General features: G+C 65.8%; 13 protein-coding genes. 6 read left to right on the top strand and 7 right to left on the bottom strand.

Translation table 11 applies throughout. The annotated features are described in order from the left end of the window. Positions 1-589 precede the first annotated feature (589 nt). Positions 590-3,649, top strand: coding sequence for an autotransporter domain-containing protein (locus tag QX121_RS21585; protein ID WP_315812979.1), 3,060 nt, complete (start codon positions 590-592; stop codon positions 3,647-3,649). Positions 3,650-3,716: 67 nt separating this feature from the next. Here QX121_RS21585 and QX121_RS21580 read toward each other — a convergent pair whose 3' ends face one another. The 6 genes from QX121_RS21580 to QX121_RS21555 form a co-directional block, all read right to left on the bottom strand. Beyond that, positions 3,717-5,237, bottom strand: a complete 1,521-nt coding sequence (locus tag QX121_RS21580) for a tripartite tricarboxylate transporter permease (RefSeq protein WP_315739008.1) — start codon at positions 5,235-5,237, stop codon at positions 3,717-3,719. A gap of 119 nt (positions 5,238-5,356) precedes the next feature. Beyond that, on the bottom strand, positions 5,357-5,899 hold the full coding sequence (locus QX121_RS21575) for a tripartite tricarboxylate transporter TctB family protein (RefSeq protein WP_315739010.1): 543 nt from the start codon (positions 5,897-5,899) through the stop codon (positions 5,357-5,359). A gap of 32 nt (positions 5,900-5,931) precedes the next feature. Next, positions 5,932-6,918 (bottom strand): tripartite tricarboxylate transporter substrate binding protein, encoded by a 987-nt coding sequence (locus QX121_RS21570; RefSeq protein WP_315796572.1) that lies wholly within the window; start codon positions 6,916-6,918, stop codon positions 5,932-5,934. Positions 6,919-7,051: 133 nt separating this feature from the next. Continuing rightward, positions 7,052-7,849: an enoyl-CoA hydratase/isomerase family protein gene (locus tag QX121_RS21565; protein WP_315812978.1), complete on the bottom strand. Its 798-nt coding sequence runs from the start codon at positions 7,847-7,849 to the stop codon at positions 7,052-7,054. Then, positions 7,849-9,042 carry a pyridoxal-phosphate-dependent aminotransferase family protein gene (locus tag QX121_RS21560; RefSeq protein WP_315739013.1) on the bottom strand — a complete coding sequence of 398 codons (1,194 nt, stop codon included), beginning with the start codon at positions 9,040-9,042 and terminating at the stop codon, positions 7,849-7,851. The genes QX121_RS21565 and QX121_RS21560 overlap by 1 nt, the downstream gene beginning before the upstream one ends. A gap of 208 nt (positions 9,043-9,250) precedes the next feature. Continuing rightward, on the bottom strand, positions 9,251-10,456 hold the full coding sequence (locus tag QX121_RS21555; RefSeq protein WP_315756111.1) for an alanine--glyoxylate aminotransferase family protein: 1,206 nt from the start codon (positions 10,454-10,456) through the stop codon (positions 9,251-9,253). Positions 10,457-10,584: 128 nt separating this feature from the next. Here QX121_RS21555 and QX121_RS21550 point away from each other — a divergent pair, with 128 nt between their 5' ends. The 5 genes from QX121_RS21550 to QX121_RS21530 all read left to right on the top strand — a co-directional run bounded on the left by QX121_RS21550 (position 10,585) and on the right by QX121_RS21530 (position 16,667). Continuing rightward, a complete protein-coding gene (locus QX121_RS21550; protein ID WP_315812977.1) occupies positions 10,585-11,343 on the top strand; it encodes a GntR family transcriptional regulator in 759 nt (252 codons plus the stop codon). A gap of 113 nt (positions 11,344-11,456) precedes the next feature. After that, positions 11,457-14,411 (top strand): FAD-binding and (Fe-S)-binding domain-containing protein, encoded by a 2,955-nt coding sequence (locus QX121_RS21545; RefSeq protein WP_315812976.1) that lies wholly within the window; start codon positions 11,457-11,459, stop codon positions 14,409-14,411. A gap of 165 nt (positions 14,412-14,576) precedes the next feature. After that, a complete protein-coding gene (locus QX121_RS21540; RefSeq protein ID WP_315777060.1) occupies positions 14,577-15,005 on the top strand; it encodes a GlcG/HbpS family heme-binding protein in 429 nt (142 codons plus the stop codon). 208 nt (positions 15,006-15,213) lie between these two features. Next, positions 15,214-16,218 (top strand): SDR family oxidoreductase, encoded by a 1,005-nt coding sequence (locus tag QX121_RS21535; protein WP_315739019.1) that lies wholly within the window; start codon positions 15,214-15,216, stop codon positions 16,216-16,218. An 86-nt stretch (positions 16,219-16,304) separates the two neighbouring features. After that, positions 16,305-16,667: a VOC family protein gene (locus QX121_RS21530; protein ID WP_315756116.1), complete on the top strand. Its 363-nt coding sequence runs from the start codon at positions 16,305-16,307 to the stop codon at positions 16,665-16,667. 1 nt (position 16,668) lies between these two features. On the opposite strand, the gene QX121_RS21525 is transcribed toward QX121_RS21530, so the two are convergent. Next, positions 16,669-17,544, bottom strand: a complete 876-nt coding sequence (locus QX121_RS21525) for a GNAT family N-acetyltransferase (RefSeq protein WP_315796569.1) — start codon at positions 17,542-17,544, stop codon at positions 16,669-16,671. Positions 17,545-17,738: the final 194 nt, after the last annotated feature.

Genomic DNA, 17,738 nt, shown 5'->3' with positions numbered 1-17,738 from the left:
CGGACGGCTTCGAACATCGGTACGATTGTTTTGGTGTTCCCAGCCAAGCTCTATCCACCACAATCCGCAAACCAATTACGGCATGGTCCCAATCAGAAACTCGCAACTGATGCCGATGGTCGTTGGAGCCTCAGCGTGGCCTGTTCACCCGCCGCGTTTGGTCTGCTCGGTCCGCGAGGCTGACGCGCAGGGAGAATCTGGGCAATTCAGGTGCTCGTCGCGGTCTATCCGCAGCGTTTGAGGCAGGATCGCTGATGCCACAGCCCATGCTGCACATGGCCCGCCGCATGCGCGCCATTCGATTGCGGAACGACCACGCACAACCGGGAGCGAAGGCTGGTTCGTATCGAGTGTTGCACGACGGTCACAGGCAGCGACGAACTTAGGCCATCTCGAAATCCACCCAAAAAATCACAGTACCCGCCAAGGCGATCTTGGCTGCTCTTGACGAAATGCCGTCTGGCACGATTGGAGGCGCCTGACGGCGTCTGCATGACATGGATTCAATCGCGAAGATGCAAAGGCCGACGTGCTGATCGCAAACCGATCCGGTCCCCATACGGTCTCGCGGTCGAGGCGGTTGTGCTGGTTGTCAGCGGCCGCGCTGGTCACCCCGGTGCTTGCGGCGGCGCCAGCCATTGCGCAGGCCACCAGAGGCGGCGCCGGCGGCAGCGGCCAGGACACCTTCGCCAATGGCGGTGCCAGCTCGGCCACGGCCGTTGGAAATGTCGGCGCCAATGCACCTATTCCTACCCGAGGCGGCGGCGGTGGCGGCGCCGGCACACTCGGCGGGGCCGGCGGCAGCGATTCGACCGGTGCCGCACCGGGTGGCAGCGGCGGGATCGGTCCGGGCGCCAACGGAATAAGCGGTCAAAGCGGCTTCTCGATTCACAGCGGAGGCGGAGGTGGTGGTGGCGCACATGGCGCCGTCGTAACCACGGACACGAGCAACTCTGCAGCGGTGTCGGGCGGCAATGGTGGACGTGGCGGCGCCACCACCGGGGATTTCGGCGGTGGCGGCGGCGGCGCCGGCGGATACGGGGTGGTCGTCGATGGCAACGGGCTCACCTACAGCAATGGCAGCAGCATCACGGGAGGCAAGGGCGGCAATGGCGGCGCGGCTGCCTCGCTAAATGTCGTCGTGAATGGCTGGGGTGGCAATGGCGGCCAGGGCGGTTACGGTATCTTTCTGACGGGAAGCGGCGTCGTGCTGAACAACGCCGGCACCATCAAAGGCGGTGGCGGCGGAAATGGTGGTGAGGCGCCATCCAGCACCCAACCGAATGCGAGTGGCGACGGTGGTAGTGGTGCCGCCGGCGTCGCCTTCGCCGCGGACGGCACGCTGATCAACTCCGGCACCATCACCGGCGGCGACGCAGGCGTGGCCGGCGCGACGGATACTAGTCGCTCCGGCACGGCTGGAAGGGCCGGTGCGGGCGTCATCGGCGCCAATCTCGCGATCATCAACAGCGGCACGATCTCGCGCGGTAACGGCTTCGGATTCTTCGTGGCCCCCGCCGCCATCAGCTTCACCGGCGGCAGCAACGTGCTGGAGATCTGGGCGAGCTCGATCATCAATGGCAATGTCGTCGGCACCGGCACCGATACGTTCCGGCTCGGTGGCGCCGCGAACGGCAGCTTCGACGTTTCCACGATCGGTGCGACCGCGCAATTCCAGGGCTTCTCGAGTTTCGTGAAGACGGGCACCGCGACCTGGACGCTGACCGGCACGACGACCGAGGTTACGCCGTGGAGCATCAACCAGGGCGCGCTCGCGGTGTCATCAGATGCCAATCTCGGCGATGCTTCCGGCAGCGTGTCGTTCGGTGGCGGCACGCTGCAATATCTCGCCGGCTTCAGCTCCAGCCGGACCGTGACCCTCAATGCCGGCGGCGGCACGTTCGATACCAACGGCAACAACGCGACACTCGGCGGGACGATTTCGGGCACGGGCGGGCTCACCAAGGTCGGCGTGGGCATCCTGACCTTGTCAGGCACCAGCAGCTACACCGGGGCGACGACCATCAACGGCGGCGTGCTCGACGTCGAAGGTGCGATCATGAACACCTCTGGGGTGACCGTGAATGCCGGCGGCACCCTGACGGGTGCGGGTCTCGTCGATCCGCCGATGACGGTCGGCATCAATGCCGGCGGCACGCTGGCGCCCGGCAATGGCACCGCCGGCTCGTCGATGACCATCGTCGGCAATCTCGCCTTCCAGTCCGGTGCGTACTATCTGGTGCAGCTCGATCCGACCACGGCCTCATTCGCGAGCGTCACCGGATCGGCCACCCTCGGCGGAGCCACCGTCAACGCCGTGTTCGGCACCGGCGGCGGTTATATCGACAAGCGCTACACCATCCTGACGACGAGCGGCGGCATCTCGGGCGGCTTCGGATCGGTGGTGAAGACCAACCTGCCCTCCGGCTTCAAGACCAGCCTGAGCTACGACGCCAACAACGTCTATCTCGATCTGATCCTCGCCTTCGCCGTGCCCGGCGGACTCAACGGCAATCAGAAGACGGTCGGCGATACGCTGTCGGCGTTCTTCGATCGCACCGGCGATATTCCCGTCGTGTTCGGCAAGTTGAACCAGGCGGGCCTTACGCAGGCGTCCGGCGAGAGCGCCACCGGCGTGCAACAGACCACGTTCAACGCCATGAGCCAGTTCGCCAGCCTGCTGACCGATCCCTTCGCACAACGTCAAGCCAGCGGCGGGGGCGCGATCAGCTATGCTGACACATCCCGCAAGCGCACCGATGCTTTCGCGATGCTGACTGACGACAGGCCGGCCGACTTTGCGCAGCGCTGGAATGTCTGGGCGGCGGGCTTCGGCGGCTCGCAAACGACCAGCGGCAATGCAGTCGTCGGTTCCAACGATACCACCAGCCGCATCGCCGGCACCGCCGTCGGCGCCGACTACCGGATCGCACCGCGCACGATTGCGGGCTTCGCGCTCGGCGGCGGCGGCACCAGCTTCAGCGTCAACGGCCTCGGCTCCGGCCGCTCCGATCTGTTCCAGGCCGGCGCCTATCTGCATCATCATATCGGCCCGAGCTATCTGAGAGCGGCCTTGGCCTATGGCTGGCAGGACGTCACCGCGGATCGCACCGTCACCATCTCCGGTGCCGACCGGCTGCGCGCGACCTATCAAGCCAATGCCTGGATCGGCCGCATCGAGGGCGGCACGCGCTTCGTCGCTCCCATAGGCGGCATCGGCCTCACGCCTTACGCGGCTGCGCAGGTGACGAGCCTGCGCCTACCGGCCTATGTGGAGCAGGCCATCTCCGGCACGTCGACCTTCGCGCTGAGCTACACCGGCAAGACCGTCACCGACACACGTACCGAGTTCGGCCTGCGCACCGACAAGTCCTATGCGCTGGCAGACGGCGCCCTCACCTTGCGCGGCCGCCTCGCCTGGGCGCACGACTTCAATCCCGATCGTTCGGTCGCGGCGACGTTCCAGACGCTGCCGGGCGCAAGCTTCGTCGTCAACGGCGCCGCGCAGGCGCGCGACTCCGCGCTGACGACGACCTCGGTCGAGATGAGCTGGCAGAACGGCTGGAGCGCCTTGGCGACGTTCGAAGGCGAGTTCTCGAGCGTCACCCGTTCCTATGCCGGCAAGGGCAGCGTGCGCTACACGTGGTAGGAGCGGCGTAGCCGATCGAGCGCAGGCGTCCAGCTGGCAGGGCACGGGTGATCAGCGACAAACCGTACTAAGCCTCGGCCTTCGCGGCCGGCGCTCCCGACTTGCTGAAGCTCGCGATCACACGATCGATCAGCGGCCAGAACAGCAGCACGATCGCCAGCGTCGTTATGGTGCCCACCAGCCCGTTCGCCCAGAACACCTTCATGTTGCCGCCGGAGATGATCATCGACTGCCGGAACGCGTCCTCGGCACGGCTGCCGAGCACCAGCGCCAAGGTGAACGGCGCCAGCGGGATCTTGATCTTCTTGAAGACATAGCCGACGACACCGAAGCCGAGCATCAGCCAGACGTCGAACATCGCATTCTGGATCGCGTAGGCGCCGATGGCGCAGGACACCACGATCATCGGCGCGACGGCCGCGAACGGCACGCGCAGGATCGAGGCGAAGATCGGCACGGTGGAAAGCACGAGCACGAGGCCAACGACATTGCCGAGATACATCGAGGCGATCAGGCCCCAGACGAAATCCTTGTGCTCCACGAACAGCAGCGGGCCGGGATTGAGGCCCCACACCATCAGGCCGCCGAGCAGGATCGCCGCGGTGCCGGAGCCGGGGATGCCGAGCGCCAGCATCGGCAGCAGCGCCGCGGTGCCCGAGGCATGCGCCGCCGTCTCAGGCGCGAACACGCCCTCGATGCGGCCCTTGCCAAAACTGTCCGGATCCTTCGAGAAGCGCTTGGCGAGGTTGTAGCCCATGAAGGAGGCGGCAATCGCGCCGCCCGGCGTGATGCCGAGCCAGCAGCCGATCACCGAGGAGCGCAGCAGGGTCATCCAATATTTCGGCAGGTCCTTCCACACCGCGAGTACGGTGCGCAGCGAGATCGACGCGGCGTGGCCGCGCAGCGCCAGGCGTTCCTCCATCGTCAGCAGGATCTCGCTGATGCCGAACAGGCCGATGACCGCGACTAGGAAGTTGATGCCGCGCAGCAGATCGGTCGAGCCGAAGGTCATCCGCAACTGACCGGACACGGTGTCCATGCCGACGCCGGCGAGCAGCAGGCCGAGCGCCATCGCGATGACAGTCTTGTGCTTGTCCTCACGCCCCAGCCCGACGAACGAGCAGAAGGTAAGCAGATAGACCGCGAAGAACTCGGGCGGACCGAACCTCAGCGCGAAGGACGAGATCCAGGGCGCCAGGAAGGTGATCAGCATCACCGCGACCAGCGAGCCGATGAACGACGAGGTGAAGGCGGCTGTCAGCGCCTCCGCCGCCTTGCCCTGCTGCGCCATCGGATAGCCGTCGAAGGTGGTCGCCACCGACCACGCCTCGCCGGGAATGTTGAACAGGATCGAGGTGATGGCGCCGCCGAACAACGCGCCCCAGTAGATGCAGGACAGCATCACGATGGCCGAGGTCGGGTCCATCGAGAAGGTCAGCGGCAGCAGGATGGCGACACCGTTGGGCCCCCCCAGCCCGGGCAGCACGCCGACGAAGACGCCGAGCACGAGCCCAACCATCATCAGCAGCAGCGTCTTCCAGGTCAGGAGGACCGCGAACCCGTGCAGCAGCAGACCCAAGGCTTCCATGATTTCATTCCAACTGTTTCCTCGTCATTGCGAGCGCAGCAAAGCAATCCAGAGTCGAGTGCGCAGCCCTTGATTGCGTCGTCGCGTTGCTCCTCGCAATGACGGGGGAGAGACCGGTGTCAGTACCCGAACGCCGCTTCGAGTGGGCCCTTCGGCATGATCACGTCGAACACGACGTCGAAAGTCACGAACATCACGGCGCTGAACAGCAACGCCGTGAGCAGCGATTTCCAGATCGCGATCTTGCCGACGAGGCGCATGAACCCGGCGATCAGCAGGAAGCTCGCGACGTAGATGCCGAGAAACTGCATCGCGATGCAGAACAGCAGCGTCGGCACGAATACCGCCATCACGCGCCGCAGTTGCGCGCGCGTCACGAAGGTCTCGACCGCTTCCTTTCTCGACACGAAGGCGGCGCCGATCCCGTAAAGGCTGGCGCCGCCGAGGATCACCGACAGATAGAACGGGAAGTAGCCGGGCTCCGGACCGGTCGAGTCCCAGGACGCGCCGGTCCGCCAATTGTCCCAGGCGAGCACGACCGCGAGCGCGAGCAGCAGCAGCGACACCGCGACGTCGACGGTCCGGGTGGAGGTGACGGCCGGAGAATCCTCCTCTGGCGCGGTCGGATCGTCGACGGCGATCTCGAGCTCAGCGTTGGACATCGATCCTCCTCATCCCCTCGCCCCGCCCAGCCTCACTTGGCGACGAAGCCGGCTTCCGTCATCAGCTGCTTGTTGAGCGAGCCGTCCTCTTCGAGAAACTGCAGCATGTCCTTGCCGGTGAGGAAGATCGGCTTCAGCGCCTGCTTCTCCATGTAGTCCTTGTATTCCGGCGTCTGCACCAGCTTGCTGAACAGGTCGATGTAGAACTCCTGCTGCTCCTGGGTCACCTTGCCCGGCAGGAACATGCCGCGCAGCATCAGGTATTGCACGTCCAGCCCCTGCTCCTTGCAGGTCGGAATGTCGTTCCAGGACTGCGTCTCCGTAACCTTGGTCGTGTAGGAGATGCGCTCCTTGTCGAACACGCAGAGCGGACGCACCTGGCCGGCGCGCCAGACTTCGAGATTCTCGGAAGGATTGTTGACGTTCGCTTCGGTGTGCCCGCCAACCAGTTGGGTCGCGGCCTCGCCCCCCGACTTGTAGGGCAGATAGGAGAACTTGGCGCCGGTCTTCTTCTCCATGAAGACCGTGAGCACGTGATCCTCCCGCTTGGAACCGGTGCCGCCCAACTTGAACGGAGAACTCGACGCCTTGGCGGCTTCGACGAACTCCTTCACCGTCTTCGGGCCGTTGACGTTGTCCCACAGCACGAACTGATCGAGTGCGATTACCGCGACCGGCGACAGTTCGCGCCAGTCGAACGGCAGCTTGGCCGACAGCGGCAGCATGTAGATCAGCGAATAGGCGATCAGGACCTTGTTCGGATCGCCGTCGCTGGACTTCATGTACATCAGCGCCTCGGCCCCGGACGCGCCGCCCTTCAGCGACACGACCACCGGCTGCTTCAGCAGATTGTTCTTCTGAATGGCAGCCTGCATCATCCGCGCCATCTGGTCGGATGCACCCCCGGCGCCCGCGGCGACGACGATCTCGACCGGCTTGGTCGGCTCCCAGCCGGCAAAGGCCGGCGCAGTTGCGAAAAAGGCCGCCGTCGCGGCCGCGATCTTGATGAGTTTGCGCACGTGCTTTCTTCCCCGTTCGAAGCCCCAGCTTGCATCCTACCAGGATACTGCTGGCTTATTGTGGTCAGTTCAAGAACACAAGCATGATGCGGCCTCATGTTCCTCGGCATAAGGTCGCAAGCACGGCATCGGACTACTTGCCTTTCCAGTTCGGCGTCCGCTTGTTGAGGAACGCCTCCATGCCTTCGCGGAAATCCTCGCTCATATAGGCGCGCAGGATCAAATCCTCGCCCTCGTCCCGCGACAGGGTCCGGCGGATGCGGCGCACGGCCTCCTTGGTGACCTCGAGGGTGATCGGCGCGTGCGAGGCGACGAGCCTCGCGGTCTCCAGCGCGCGTGCCTGCAGCGTCTCGACGTCAGGCACGATCTCGTTGAGCAGACCGAGCGCGAGCGCCTCCGGCGCCTCGACCAGCCGGGCCTTGAAGATCAGGTCCTTGGTGCGCGCCGGTCCGATCAGGGAGACCACGCGTGAGATGTTCGACATCGACAGGCAGTTGCCGAGCGTGCGCGCGATCGGGAAACCGATACGTGTCGTCTCGGTGCCGATGCGAATGTCGCAGCAGGCGGCAATGCCGGCACCGCCGCCGGTGCAGGCGCCCGCGATCGCCGCAATCACCGGCACACGGCACAGTTCGAGCGTGCCGAGCACGCGGTCGATCCGCGCCTCGTAGTCGAGCGCATCCTGCGCGGTCTTGAAGGCACGAAACTGGGAGATGTCGGTGCCGGAGGCGAAGGCCTTGTCGCCCGCGCCAGTCAGAATCAGCGCCTTGATCGACCGATCGGCGTTGATGGCCTCGCAGATAGAGGCCATCCGGTCGTACATCGCGAACGTCATCGCGTTGCGCGCCTGCGGCCGGTTGAAGGTGATCTTGGCGATGCCGTCGTCGACGGCATAGATCAGATCGTCGGAGCCGGTCACAGGTGCGTTCATCAGGCCACCTTCGGAATCGGCGCTGCCTCGCGCGCCTTCAGGACATCCATCGCCGCGAGCACGCCACCTGCACGATGCGGCACGCCAGCGAGCGCAAGGCCCATCTCGACGCCTGCAAGCGTGCCCATCAGCATCAAGTCGTTGAAGTGACCGATATGACCGATGCGGAAGACCTTGCCCTTGATCTTGTTGAGGCCGGTGCCGAGCGACATGTCGAAGTTTTCCAGCACCGTCTTGCGGAACTGATCGGCGTCATGGCCCTCGGGCATGACCACGCCGGTCAGCGCCGGCGAATGCGCCTGCGGATCCTGACACTGCGTATCCAGGCCCCAGGCCTTGACGGCAGCCCGCGTCGCAAGGCTGTGGCGGCGATGACGCGCAAACACGTTGTCGTGGCCTTCCTCCTCCAGCATCTTCAGCGCCTCGTTGAGGCCCATCAGCAGATTGCACGCCGGCGTATAGGGGAAGGTACCAAGCTTGTTGAAGGTGATGATCTCCTGCCAGTCCCAGTAGGAGCGCATGCCGGGATTGGCCTTGGCGGCGGCGAGCGCCTTCTCCGAGACGGCGTTGAAGCCGAGGCCCGGCGGCAGCATCAGGCCCTTCTGCGAGCCAGCGACGGAGACGTCGACGCCCCACGCGTCGTGCTCATACTCCATCGAGCCGAGGCCAGAGATGGTGTCGACCATCAGGAGCGCCGGGTGGCCGGCCCGGTCGAGCGCCTTGCGCACCTCGAGCGGCGGCGTCAGGCAGCCGGTCGAGGTCTCGTTGTGCACGACGCAGACGGCCTTGATCTTGTGCGCCTTGTCATCGACCAGACGCTGCTCGATCGCCGCAATGTCGGCGCCATGGCGCCAGTCGCCGGGGATGAAGTCGACGTCGAGCTTGAACTTGTCGGCGATGCCACGCCACAGCACCGCGAACTGGCCGGTCTCGGCCATCAGCACCTTGTCGCCAGGCGCGAGCGTGTTGACGATCGCGGCTTCCCACGCGCCGGTGCCCGACGACGGATAGATGATCACCGGCTGCTTGGTGCGGAAGATTCGCTGCGATGCAGTCAGCACGGCGAAGCCGAGCTCGGCGAACTCGGGACCGCGATGGTCCAGCGTCGGCATATCCATCGCGCGCAGCACGCGGTCGGGCACGTTGGTCGGCCCCGGAATCTGAAGAAAATGCCGTCCTGTGTGCACAGTCATTGGCGTCCGTCCCCGGTCATTTGGTTGGTGCGCGGGCGTGGCATCCCACGCGCTGGCCGCGCTTTTCTCCCGCCAGACCGCTGGCGTCAACAAAGAAGACGCAAGCACCGATCGCTTCGGGCTGACATCCCTCAGATGCACACGAATCCCCTTCTCCTGTGCAGTGCGGCATAGCGGGACGTCCCAGCTTGCTGCACGCGATTTGGCCTCATTTCACCGCAGCCAGATGGCGCGGCGCATTGCCCTCCAATGGCTCTTCAAGCAGCGCCATCGCGGCATCGACGCCGCCGGCACGATGCGGCACGCCGGCCGCACGCAGCCCCATCTCGACACCGCTCAGCGCAGCCATCAGGGTCAGCGCGTTGCACTCGCCGAGATGGCCGATGCGGAACACCTTGCCCGCGACCTTGGACAGGCCCGAACCGAGCGACATGTTGTAGTTGTCGAGCACGACCTGACGGAACTGATCCGCGTCATGGCCCGGCGGCATCAGCACGGCGGTCAGCACCGGAGAGAAATCCTTCGGCTCCTGGCACAGCACCTCCAGGCCCCAATGCTCGACGGCGGCGCGGGTCGCGGCCGCAAGCCTGAGGTGGCGCGCGAACACCTGATCGAGACCCTCCTCGAGCAGCATCGCAATCGCTTCACGCAGACCGTAGAGCAGGTTCGTCGCCGGCGTGTAGGGGAAGAAGCCGTTCGCGTTCAGCTTCAGCATGTCTTCCCAGTCCCAGAACGAGCGCGGCATCTTGTTGGCCTTGGCAACAAGGCGCGCCTTGTCCGAGATGGCGTTGAAGCCGAGCCCCGGCGGCAGCATGAAGCCCTTCTGGGAGCACGACACGGCGACGTCGACCTTCCACTCGTCGAATCGGAAGTCGGCCGAGGCGAGACCAGAAATCGTGTCGACCATCAGCAGCGCCGGATGCTTGGCGCGGTCGATCGCGGCGCGCACCTCGCCGATCCGGCTGGTCGCACCGGTCGAGGTTTCGTTGTGCACGACCATCACCGCCTTGAGCCGATGACCGGCGTCGGCAACCAGCTTCTCCTCGATGACGGCAGGATCGACGCCACGGCGCCAGTCGCCGGGAATGAAATCGACCTCGATTCCCCACCGCGCCGCCATCTGCCGCCACAGCGTGGCGAAGTGGCCGGTCTCGACCATCAGCACCTTGTCGCCCGGCGACAGCGTGTTGACGATGGCGGCCTCCCAGGCGCCGGTGCCCGAGGACGGATAGATGACTACCGGGCTCGTGGCCTTGAAGATCGCCTGCGAGCCACCGAGCACCGCCTTGCCGAGTTCGGCGAACTCGGCGCTGCGGTGATCGATCACCGGCATGTCCATCGCCCGCAGCACCCGCTCGGGCACCGGACTTGGGCCCGGAATATGCAAGAAATGACGGCCTTGGGGACGGGTCACGACAGAGCTCCGGGCGACGACGGCATTCTGGCACCTATGATTGCATTCAATTATTCAGCATGCAAGAGATTAAACGTATTCACACACAAGGTCGACCACATCTGTAACTATCGCTACAATGAGGTGAAATGAATTCCACGATTCCCGATATCGAGACGCCACCATTGGCAGATCCAAGTGGTCGACCTGCGCCTGCGCGGGACGAGACCTCGCTGCATGACGAGATCCTGGCACGGCTGCGCGACTACATCGTCGAGGGCCACGTCGCCGACGGCGGACGCCTGTCCGAGCGCCAGCTTTGCGAAATGCTGGGGGTGTCCCGCACTCCCTTGCGCGAAGCGCTCAAGGTGCTCGCGGCCGAAGGCCTGGTCGAGCTGCTGCCCAATCGCGGCGCTCGGGTGCGCCCGCTCAGCGCCGCCGACATCCACGAATTATTCGACCTGATGGGAGGCCTGGAAGGGCTCGCCGGCCGCCTCGCCTGCGAGAAGATTTCGGATGAAGCGATCGGAAAAATCGAGCAGTTTCATCATGATATGTACGGGTTTTACATGCGGCAGGACATGCAGGGCTATTTCCGCATGAACCAGCTCATCCACCGCGCGATCGTGGATGCCGCCGCCAACGCCACCCTTCATGCGACCTATGAGAGCCTGGCGGGCCGCATCCGGCGGGTGCGCTTCTCGGCCAATTTCGCCCGCAAGCGCGAACGCTGGAGCGAGGCCATGCGCGAGCATGAGATGATCCTCGACGCCCTGCGCCGGCGCGCCGGAAGCGAGCTGTCCGACATTCTGTTTCAACATCTGCGCAACAAGGGCGCGGCCGCGATCGCCTACTTCGGCGAGAGTCAGCCGCCAACGGCGGGAAGTAAGCCGGACAAGGTCGAATGACGCCCAGGATTGCGCAAATTTGCATGCAATCAGATTGACGCATTTGCAGAAATGAATGACACGGGGCTCAAGAGGGCCCGCCAGACGACAGCCGGGCCCGACCAGGGATCACCATGCCGAACGCCAAAGCCGGTCCGTCCAGGCTCGAACAGAAGCTCCGCGCCGAGATTGCAGGCGGCGTCTTCTTCGACCGCTTCAGCCGTGGCCGCTACGCCACCGACGCCTCGTTCTACCAGGTCATCCCGGCCGGCGTGGTCGTGCCGCGCACGATGGACGAGGCACTGCGTACGCTCGCCCTCGCCCGCGACGACGGCCGCATCGTCACCCCGCGCGGCGGCGGCACCTCGCAATGCGGCCAGACCGTCAACGAGGGGATCGTCGTCGACTTCTCCAAGCACCTGAACCGCATCGTCTCGCTCGACGTCGAGGCTCGGACCTGCGTGGTCGAGCCGGGCATCGTGCTCGACGACCTCAATCGCCAGCTCAAGCAGCACGGCCTGTGGTTTCCCGTCGACGTCTCGACGGCGTCGCGTGCCACGATCGGAGGCATGGCCGGCAACAATTCCTGCGGCGGCCGCTCGCTGCGCTACGGCACGATGCGCGACAACACCATCGCGATCGACGCGGCGCTCGCCGACGGCACGCTGGCGCATTTTGGCGAGGTGCCGCGAGACCTTCGTGACGTCAGCGCGCCGGACAGCGCTCACGCGCTGTTTCGCGACATGCTTGCGCTGGGCGAGCGCGAGGCCGCGGAGATCGCCGACAAGTTTCCCAAGGTGCAGCGCCGCGTCGGCGGCTACAATCTGGATGCGCTGACGCCGCGCAACGCCGCCAACAACCTGGCCCATCTGCTCGTCGGCTCCGAAGGCACCCTCGCCTTCTCCACCCGCATCGAGCTCAAGCTGTGGCCCCTGATCCGGACCAAGGTGCTCGGCGTCTGCCATTTCGGCAGCTTCTATGAGGCGATGGACGCGGCTCAGCACCTTGTGAAGCTGAAGCCGATCGCGGTCGAACTGGTGGACCGCACCATGATCGGGCTTGGACGCGACATCGCGATGTTCCAGCCAGTGATCGCCGCCGCCGTGCGCGGCGACCCCGACGCCATCCTGGTGGTGGAGTTCGCCGAGGAGACAACGGACGAGAACCTCGCCAAGCTGAAGCAGCTCTCCGAGTTGATGGGCGACCTCGGCTTCGCCTGGAGCAACGAGCCGCGCAAATGGGGCGGCGTGGTCGAGATCACCGACCCTGCCCTGCAGACCGCGGTCGCCGACTTCCGCGCCGCCGGCCTCAACGTGATGATGTCGATGAAGGAGGCCGGCAAGCCGGTGTCGTTCGTCGAGGACTGCGCGGTGCCGCTGCCGCATCTCGCCGACTACACCGCACGGCTCAACGATGTGTTCGCGAAGCACGGCACGCGCGGCACCATGTATGCGCACGCCTCCGAAGGCTGTCTGCACGTTCGCCCGGTGCTGAACCTGAAGCTGGAGAAGGACGTCAAGGCGATGCGGGCCATCGCCGAGGAAGCCTTCGCCATGGTGCGCGAGTACAAGGGATCGCATTCCGGCGAGCACGGCGACGGCATCGTGCGCTCGGAATTCCACGAACAGATGTTCGGCAGCCGCATCGTCGCCGACTTCAAGGAGGTCAAGCAGCGCTTCGACCCCGGCAATGTGCTCAATCCCGGCCGCATCGTCGATCCGCCCAAGATGGACGACCGCTCGCTGTTCCGCTATCCGCCGGACTATCGCATCGATGATCTCAAGACCGTGCTCGACTGGTCGGCCTATCCCGGCGCCGCCGGCGGTTTCCAGGGCGCGGTCGAGATGTGCAACAACAACGGCGCCTGCCGCAAGCTCGACGGCGGCGTGATGTGCCCGTCCTATCGCGCCACCCGCGACGAGAAGGATGTCACGCGCGGCCGCGCCAATACGCTGCGGCTCGCGATCTCCGGCCAGCTCGGTCCCGGCGCGCTGTCGTCTGACGAGATGATGGAAACGCTGAAGCTGTGCGTGTCCTGCAAGGCCTGTCGCCGCGAGTGTCCGACCGGCGTCGACATGGCCAAGATGAAGATCGAGGTGCTGGCAGCGCGGGCAACGACGCATGGTCTTACGCTGCGTGACCGGCTCGTCGCCTACCTGCCGCGCTACGCCGATCTCGTCGCCCGCGTCGCGCCGCTCGTGAACCTGCGCAATCATGTTGCGCCCCTGCGCGTGCTGATGGAGCGCGTTGCGGGCATCAGCGCCAAGCGCAAGCTGCCGGCCTTCCGCACCGACACCTTCCGCGTCGAGGCCGACGCGTTCGGTCCGGCTGATGGCCGTGAGGTCGTGCTGTTCGGCGACACCTTCAACCGCGTCTATGAGCGCGAAAATCTCGACGCCGCGCTGTGCGTGCTGATCGCGGGCGGCTACCGCGTCTACGTTCCCAAGCCCGCCGATGGCGGCCGGGCGCTGTGCTGCGGCCGGACGTTCCTGTCCGCCGGTCTGGTCGACGAAGCCAAGTCCGAGCTGCAGCGCCTGGTCGAGACCTACGCGCCGTTCGCCTTGCGCGGCGTGCCGATCATTGGCCTCGAGCCGAGCTGCCTGCTGACGCTGCGCGACGAACTGCTGTCGCTACGCGACGATACCGCCGCGAAGACGATCAGCGCGCACGCGCTGCTGCTGGAAGAGTTTCTGGCGCGCGAGGCAGAGGCCGGACGGCTCGCGCTGCCGCTCGCCCCCCTGCCCGGCAAGGCGCTGCTGCACGGCCATTGCCATCAGAAATCCTTCGCCGCCTTCAAGCCTGTCGAGCAGGTGCTGCGACTCATTCCGGAGCTCACGGTCGAGACCATCGAATCCTCCTGCTGCGGTATGGCCGGCGCGTTCGGCTATGGCGCGGAGACCTACGAGGTCTCGCTGCAGATGGCGGAGGCGTCGCTGCTGCCTGCGGTACGCAAGGCAGAAGCTTCGACCTTCATCGTCGCCAACGGCACCTCCTGCCGCCACCAGATCCAAGACGGCGCCGGTCGCGGCGCCGTGCACGCTGCGCAGCTCCTGGCGATGAGCCTGGAGCGGACGCAGATGCGTTCTTGATTCACGAGGTCGGAACGCCGCGGAGCATGATCTCAATGTTCGTCATTGCGAGGAGCGAAGCGACGAAGCAATCCAGACCTTTTCTTTCACCCTGGATTGCTTCGCTTCGCTCGCAATGACGGATGACCTAGCCAACTTGGCATCACAAAGCACAAGGACACCGACATGGCCGATCTCTCGCTCGACACCGCCCGCAAGATCCTCGACGCCACGCTCGCGAAGGGCATCGAGAAGAAGTTCAAGCCGCTCGCTGTGATGGTGCTCGACGCGCGCGGCTGCCTGAAGGCCGCCGCCGCGCAGGACGGCACCAGCCTGATGCGGGCCGAGGTCGCGCACGGCAAGGCCTACGGCGCACTCGCCCTCGGCCTCGGCTCCCGCGCCCTGTTCCAGCGCGCCCAGGAGCAGGCCTATTTCATCGACGCCGTGAACACGCTGGCCCAGGGCCGCATGGTCCCGGTGCCCGGCGGCGTGCTGATCATGGACGGCACGACGCTCGTCGGCGCCGTCGGCGTCTCCGGCGACACTTCGGACAATGACGAGATCTGCGCCGTCGCCGGCATCGAAGCCGCCGGCCTCAAGGCCAATCCGGGCTGAGCTCCGGTCGCACCGGCAAGGCTCAGCGAGCTTTTCTGTCCCACAATCTCCGGGGGGGCTGGCCTGCCCTCTCGGAGCCTGATGGATCGCGCGTCGAAGTCCACGGCTCCGATAACGGCTGACGGAGAATTCATTCGGCCGGCTTGACCGGCCCGAAACATTGCCGGCCGCAGCACGTTTGTACGACGGGGCGCGTGGAGAACCGGACATGCCTCGCAGACCAGCTCGCACCATCATCATCACGGGCGCCTCCGCCGGCGTCGGCCGCGCCATCGCAAAACGCTTCGGCGAGGCCGGCGACCGCGTCGGCCTGATCGCGCGTGACGAGGATGCGCTGCGCGACGTCCAGCGCGAGCTGCAGGCGCGGTTTGCCCATGCCGAATACGAGGCGGTCGATGTCGCCGACGCGCAGGCGCTGTTCGAGGCCGCCGAACGGCTCGAGCAGCGCCTGGGTCCGGTCGACATCTGGATCAATGACGCCATGGAGACGGTGTTCTCGACCGTGGCCGACATCACGCCGGAGGAGTTCCGCCGCGTCACCGAGGTCACCTATCTCGGCTTCGTGCACGGCACGATGGCGGCGCTGCGCTCGATGCGCCGGCACGGCGAAGGCCGCATCATTCAGATCGGCTCGGCGCTCGCCTATCGTGGCATTCCGCTGCAGGCGGCCTATTGCGGCGCCAAACATGCGATCCGGGGCTTCACCGACTCGCTGCGGGCCGAGCTGATGCACGAGCGCTCAGGCATCACGCTCAGCATCGTCGACCTGCCCGCGGTGAACACACCGCAATTCGACTGGGCTCGCGCGCACCTTGCGCATACGCCACGACCAATGGGCCGGCCGGTGGAGCCCGAGGTGATCGCGGACGCCGTCTATCGCGTCGCCGACGGCGGCTTCCGCGAATATTGGATCGGCTGGCCGACACTGCTCACGATCCTCGGTAACGCCGTCGCGCCCGCTTTGCTCGACCGCTACCTCGCTGCCAAGGCGATCGCCGGGCAACAGACCGACGTACCACTGGTGCCCGATCGCACCGACAATCTCGACCGTCCCGTGACGCGCCTACACCGCACCCGCGGCTCCTTCAGCCAGGGCGCGGCGCAGCGGGCGATGCTCGTGCCGGGGGATGTCGCGCGCGCGGCGACCATTGCGCTCGGCGCGGCGGTGTTCTTCGCGCTGGGCGCTGTGATGAGCCGGCGGCGCTGGCGCTGAATTCGTCACGACCCGGCCGCCCTTGCGTGCCAACTGTGATCTGAGCTTCTCTATGGCGCGGCTTCCACACGGCGAGGAGCGCCTCCATGACCATCGAGAGCATCAGCGCGATTACGATTGCCACCCACGACATGACGCGCGCGGTCGCGTTCTATCGCGCGCTCGGCTTCGACGACATCGCCCATGGCGGCGCCCACACGTCGTTCACGAGCTTCCGTGTGGGCTCCGGCTTCCTCAACCTGATCGCCATGTCCAGGGAGAAGCAGTGGAGCTGGTGGGGCCGCATCATCTTCCACGTCGCCGATGTCGACGCCGTCTACGCCAAGGCGCTGGCCGCTGGCTTTGCCCCCTCGACCACGCCCTGCAATGCCGAATGGGGCGAGCGCTATTTCCACCTCACCGATCCCGACGGCCACGAACTGAGCTTCGCGCGGCCGCTCGGACGGTGAGTTAGCCGAGTTCGAAGGTGGTGACACCGAACACCCGGTCGATCCGGAGCGGCGGGATCGGCCCGGTGTACATGCGCGCGGTCTCGAACACCGGCTTCAGGCCGAGGCTCTCGGCGAGCGCCACCGCCTCCGGATTGATCGCGGGCACGTCGAGGAACACCTCGGAGTCGCCGGCTGCGCTCAGCAGCGCCGACACCACGGCCTCGGCATCGGCACGCTTTTCCGCAATCAGCGGACCGATTTTGTAGCCCGCACGGCACGGACGGATCACACCCCAGGCGGCTAGCGTACCGTCGCGGATCAGCGCCCGGCCGACATGACCGGGCGTGTCGATCCAGGCCCGCAGGAATGCCCGGCGCGGGGCGGGAAATACGGTCGCATCTGACGCTTCGATGTCGGAAAGCGGCACATCGGCAAGAGCGACGATACCTGATCGATCCGCCGATTGCAGCAAGGCGGCGGATCGTCCCCCGTAGCGGATATTGGCATACGCGTAGCTGAAGCCGGATTTCCGATAGTTGTCCTGCTGCGCGACCACGCCATCGAGTCCGACAATGCGCGATCCCGCATGCGCCATCGCCGCCTGCCAGAGCCGCAAGCCGTAGCCGCGCCCGCGCAGCTCGGGACGCACCATGTAGAATCCGAGAAAGGCGAACCGGTCGTCATAGTTCACGCAGGACACGGTCGCGACCGGCACGCCGTCGCGCTCGGCGACGAGGAAGCCGTCGGGGTCGACCTCTGCGAAGCACGTCGCATCGGACAATCCGGGATTCCACCCCTCGGCTGCCGCCCAGTCGATCGCGAGCCCGATCTCGTCCGGCCGCATCGGCCGGATGTGCAGGCCATCAGCGTCGGGATGTCCGGCGGGTCGTGTCATGTTCCCCTCGATCCGAATGCCGCACCATCCGTCAATCATGACGCCGCGCGAACCTCAGGGCAACCTACGTGGCCAATACTGCTGTGAGGTTTCAGTCTCGAATGATGATCGTCCAAGCACGCTGTTCATCTGCTGCAAGGACAAGCCAGGCGGTACTCAAAGTGCGCTGCGCATTCGCAGCCAAATGATAGGCA

This window comes from Bradyrhizobium sp. SZCCHNR2028 (assembly GCF_032380995.1).
Taxonomy (GTDB): Bacteria; Pseudomonadota; Alphaproteobacteria; order Rhizobiales; family Xanthobacteraceae; genus Bradyrhizobium.
This window is presented reverse-complemented; position numbering and strand designations above follow the sequence as displayed.

Coding starts and splice junctions, on each gene's coding strand:
- QX121_RS21580 (WP_315739008.1), bottom strand. CDS start 5,237: ATGGAAGCCTTGGGTCTGCTGCTGCACGGGTTCGCGGTCCTCCTGACC.
- QX121_RS21575 (WP_315739010.1), bottom strand. CDS start 5,899: ATGTCCAACGCTGAGCTCGAGATCGCCGTCGACGATCCGACCGCGCCA.
- QX121_RS21565 (WP_315812978.1), bottom strand. CDS start 7,849: ATGAACGCACCTGTGACCGGCTCCGACGATCTGATCTATGCCGTCGAC.
- QX121_RS21560 (WP_315739013.1), bottom strand. CDS start 9,042: ATGACTGTGCACACAGGACGGCATTTTCTTCAGATTCCGGGGCCGACC.
- QX121_RS21550 (WP_315812977.1), top strand. CDS start 10,585: ATGAATTCCACGATTCCCGATATCGAGACGCCACCATTGGCAGATCCA.
- QX121_RS21545 (WP_315812976.1), top strand. CDS start 11,457: ATGCCGAACGCCAAAGCCGGTCCGTCCAGGCTCGAACAGAAGCTCCGC.
- QX121_RS21540 (WP_315777060.1), top strand. CDS start 14,577: ATGGCCGATCTCTCGCTCGACACCGCCCGCAAGATCCTCGACGCCACG.
- QX121_RS21535 (WP_315739019.1), top strand. CDS start 15,214: ATGCCTCGCAGACCAGCTCGCACCATCATCATCACGGGCGCCTCCGCC.
- QX121_RS21530 (WP_315756116.1), top strand. CDS start 16,305: ATGACCATCGAGAGCATCAGCGCGATTACGATTGCCACCCACGACATG.
- QX121_RS21525 (WP_315796569.1), bottom strand. CDS start 17,544: ATGACACGACCCGCCGGACATCCCGACGCTGATGGCCTGCACATCCGG.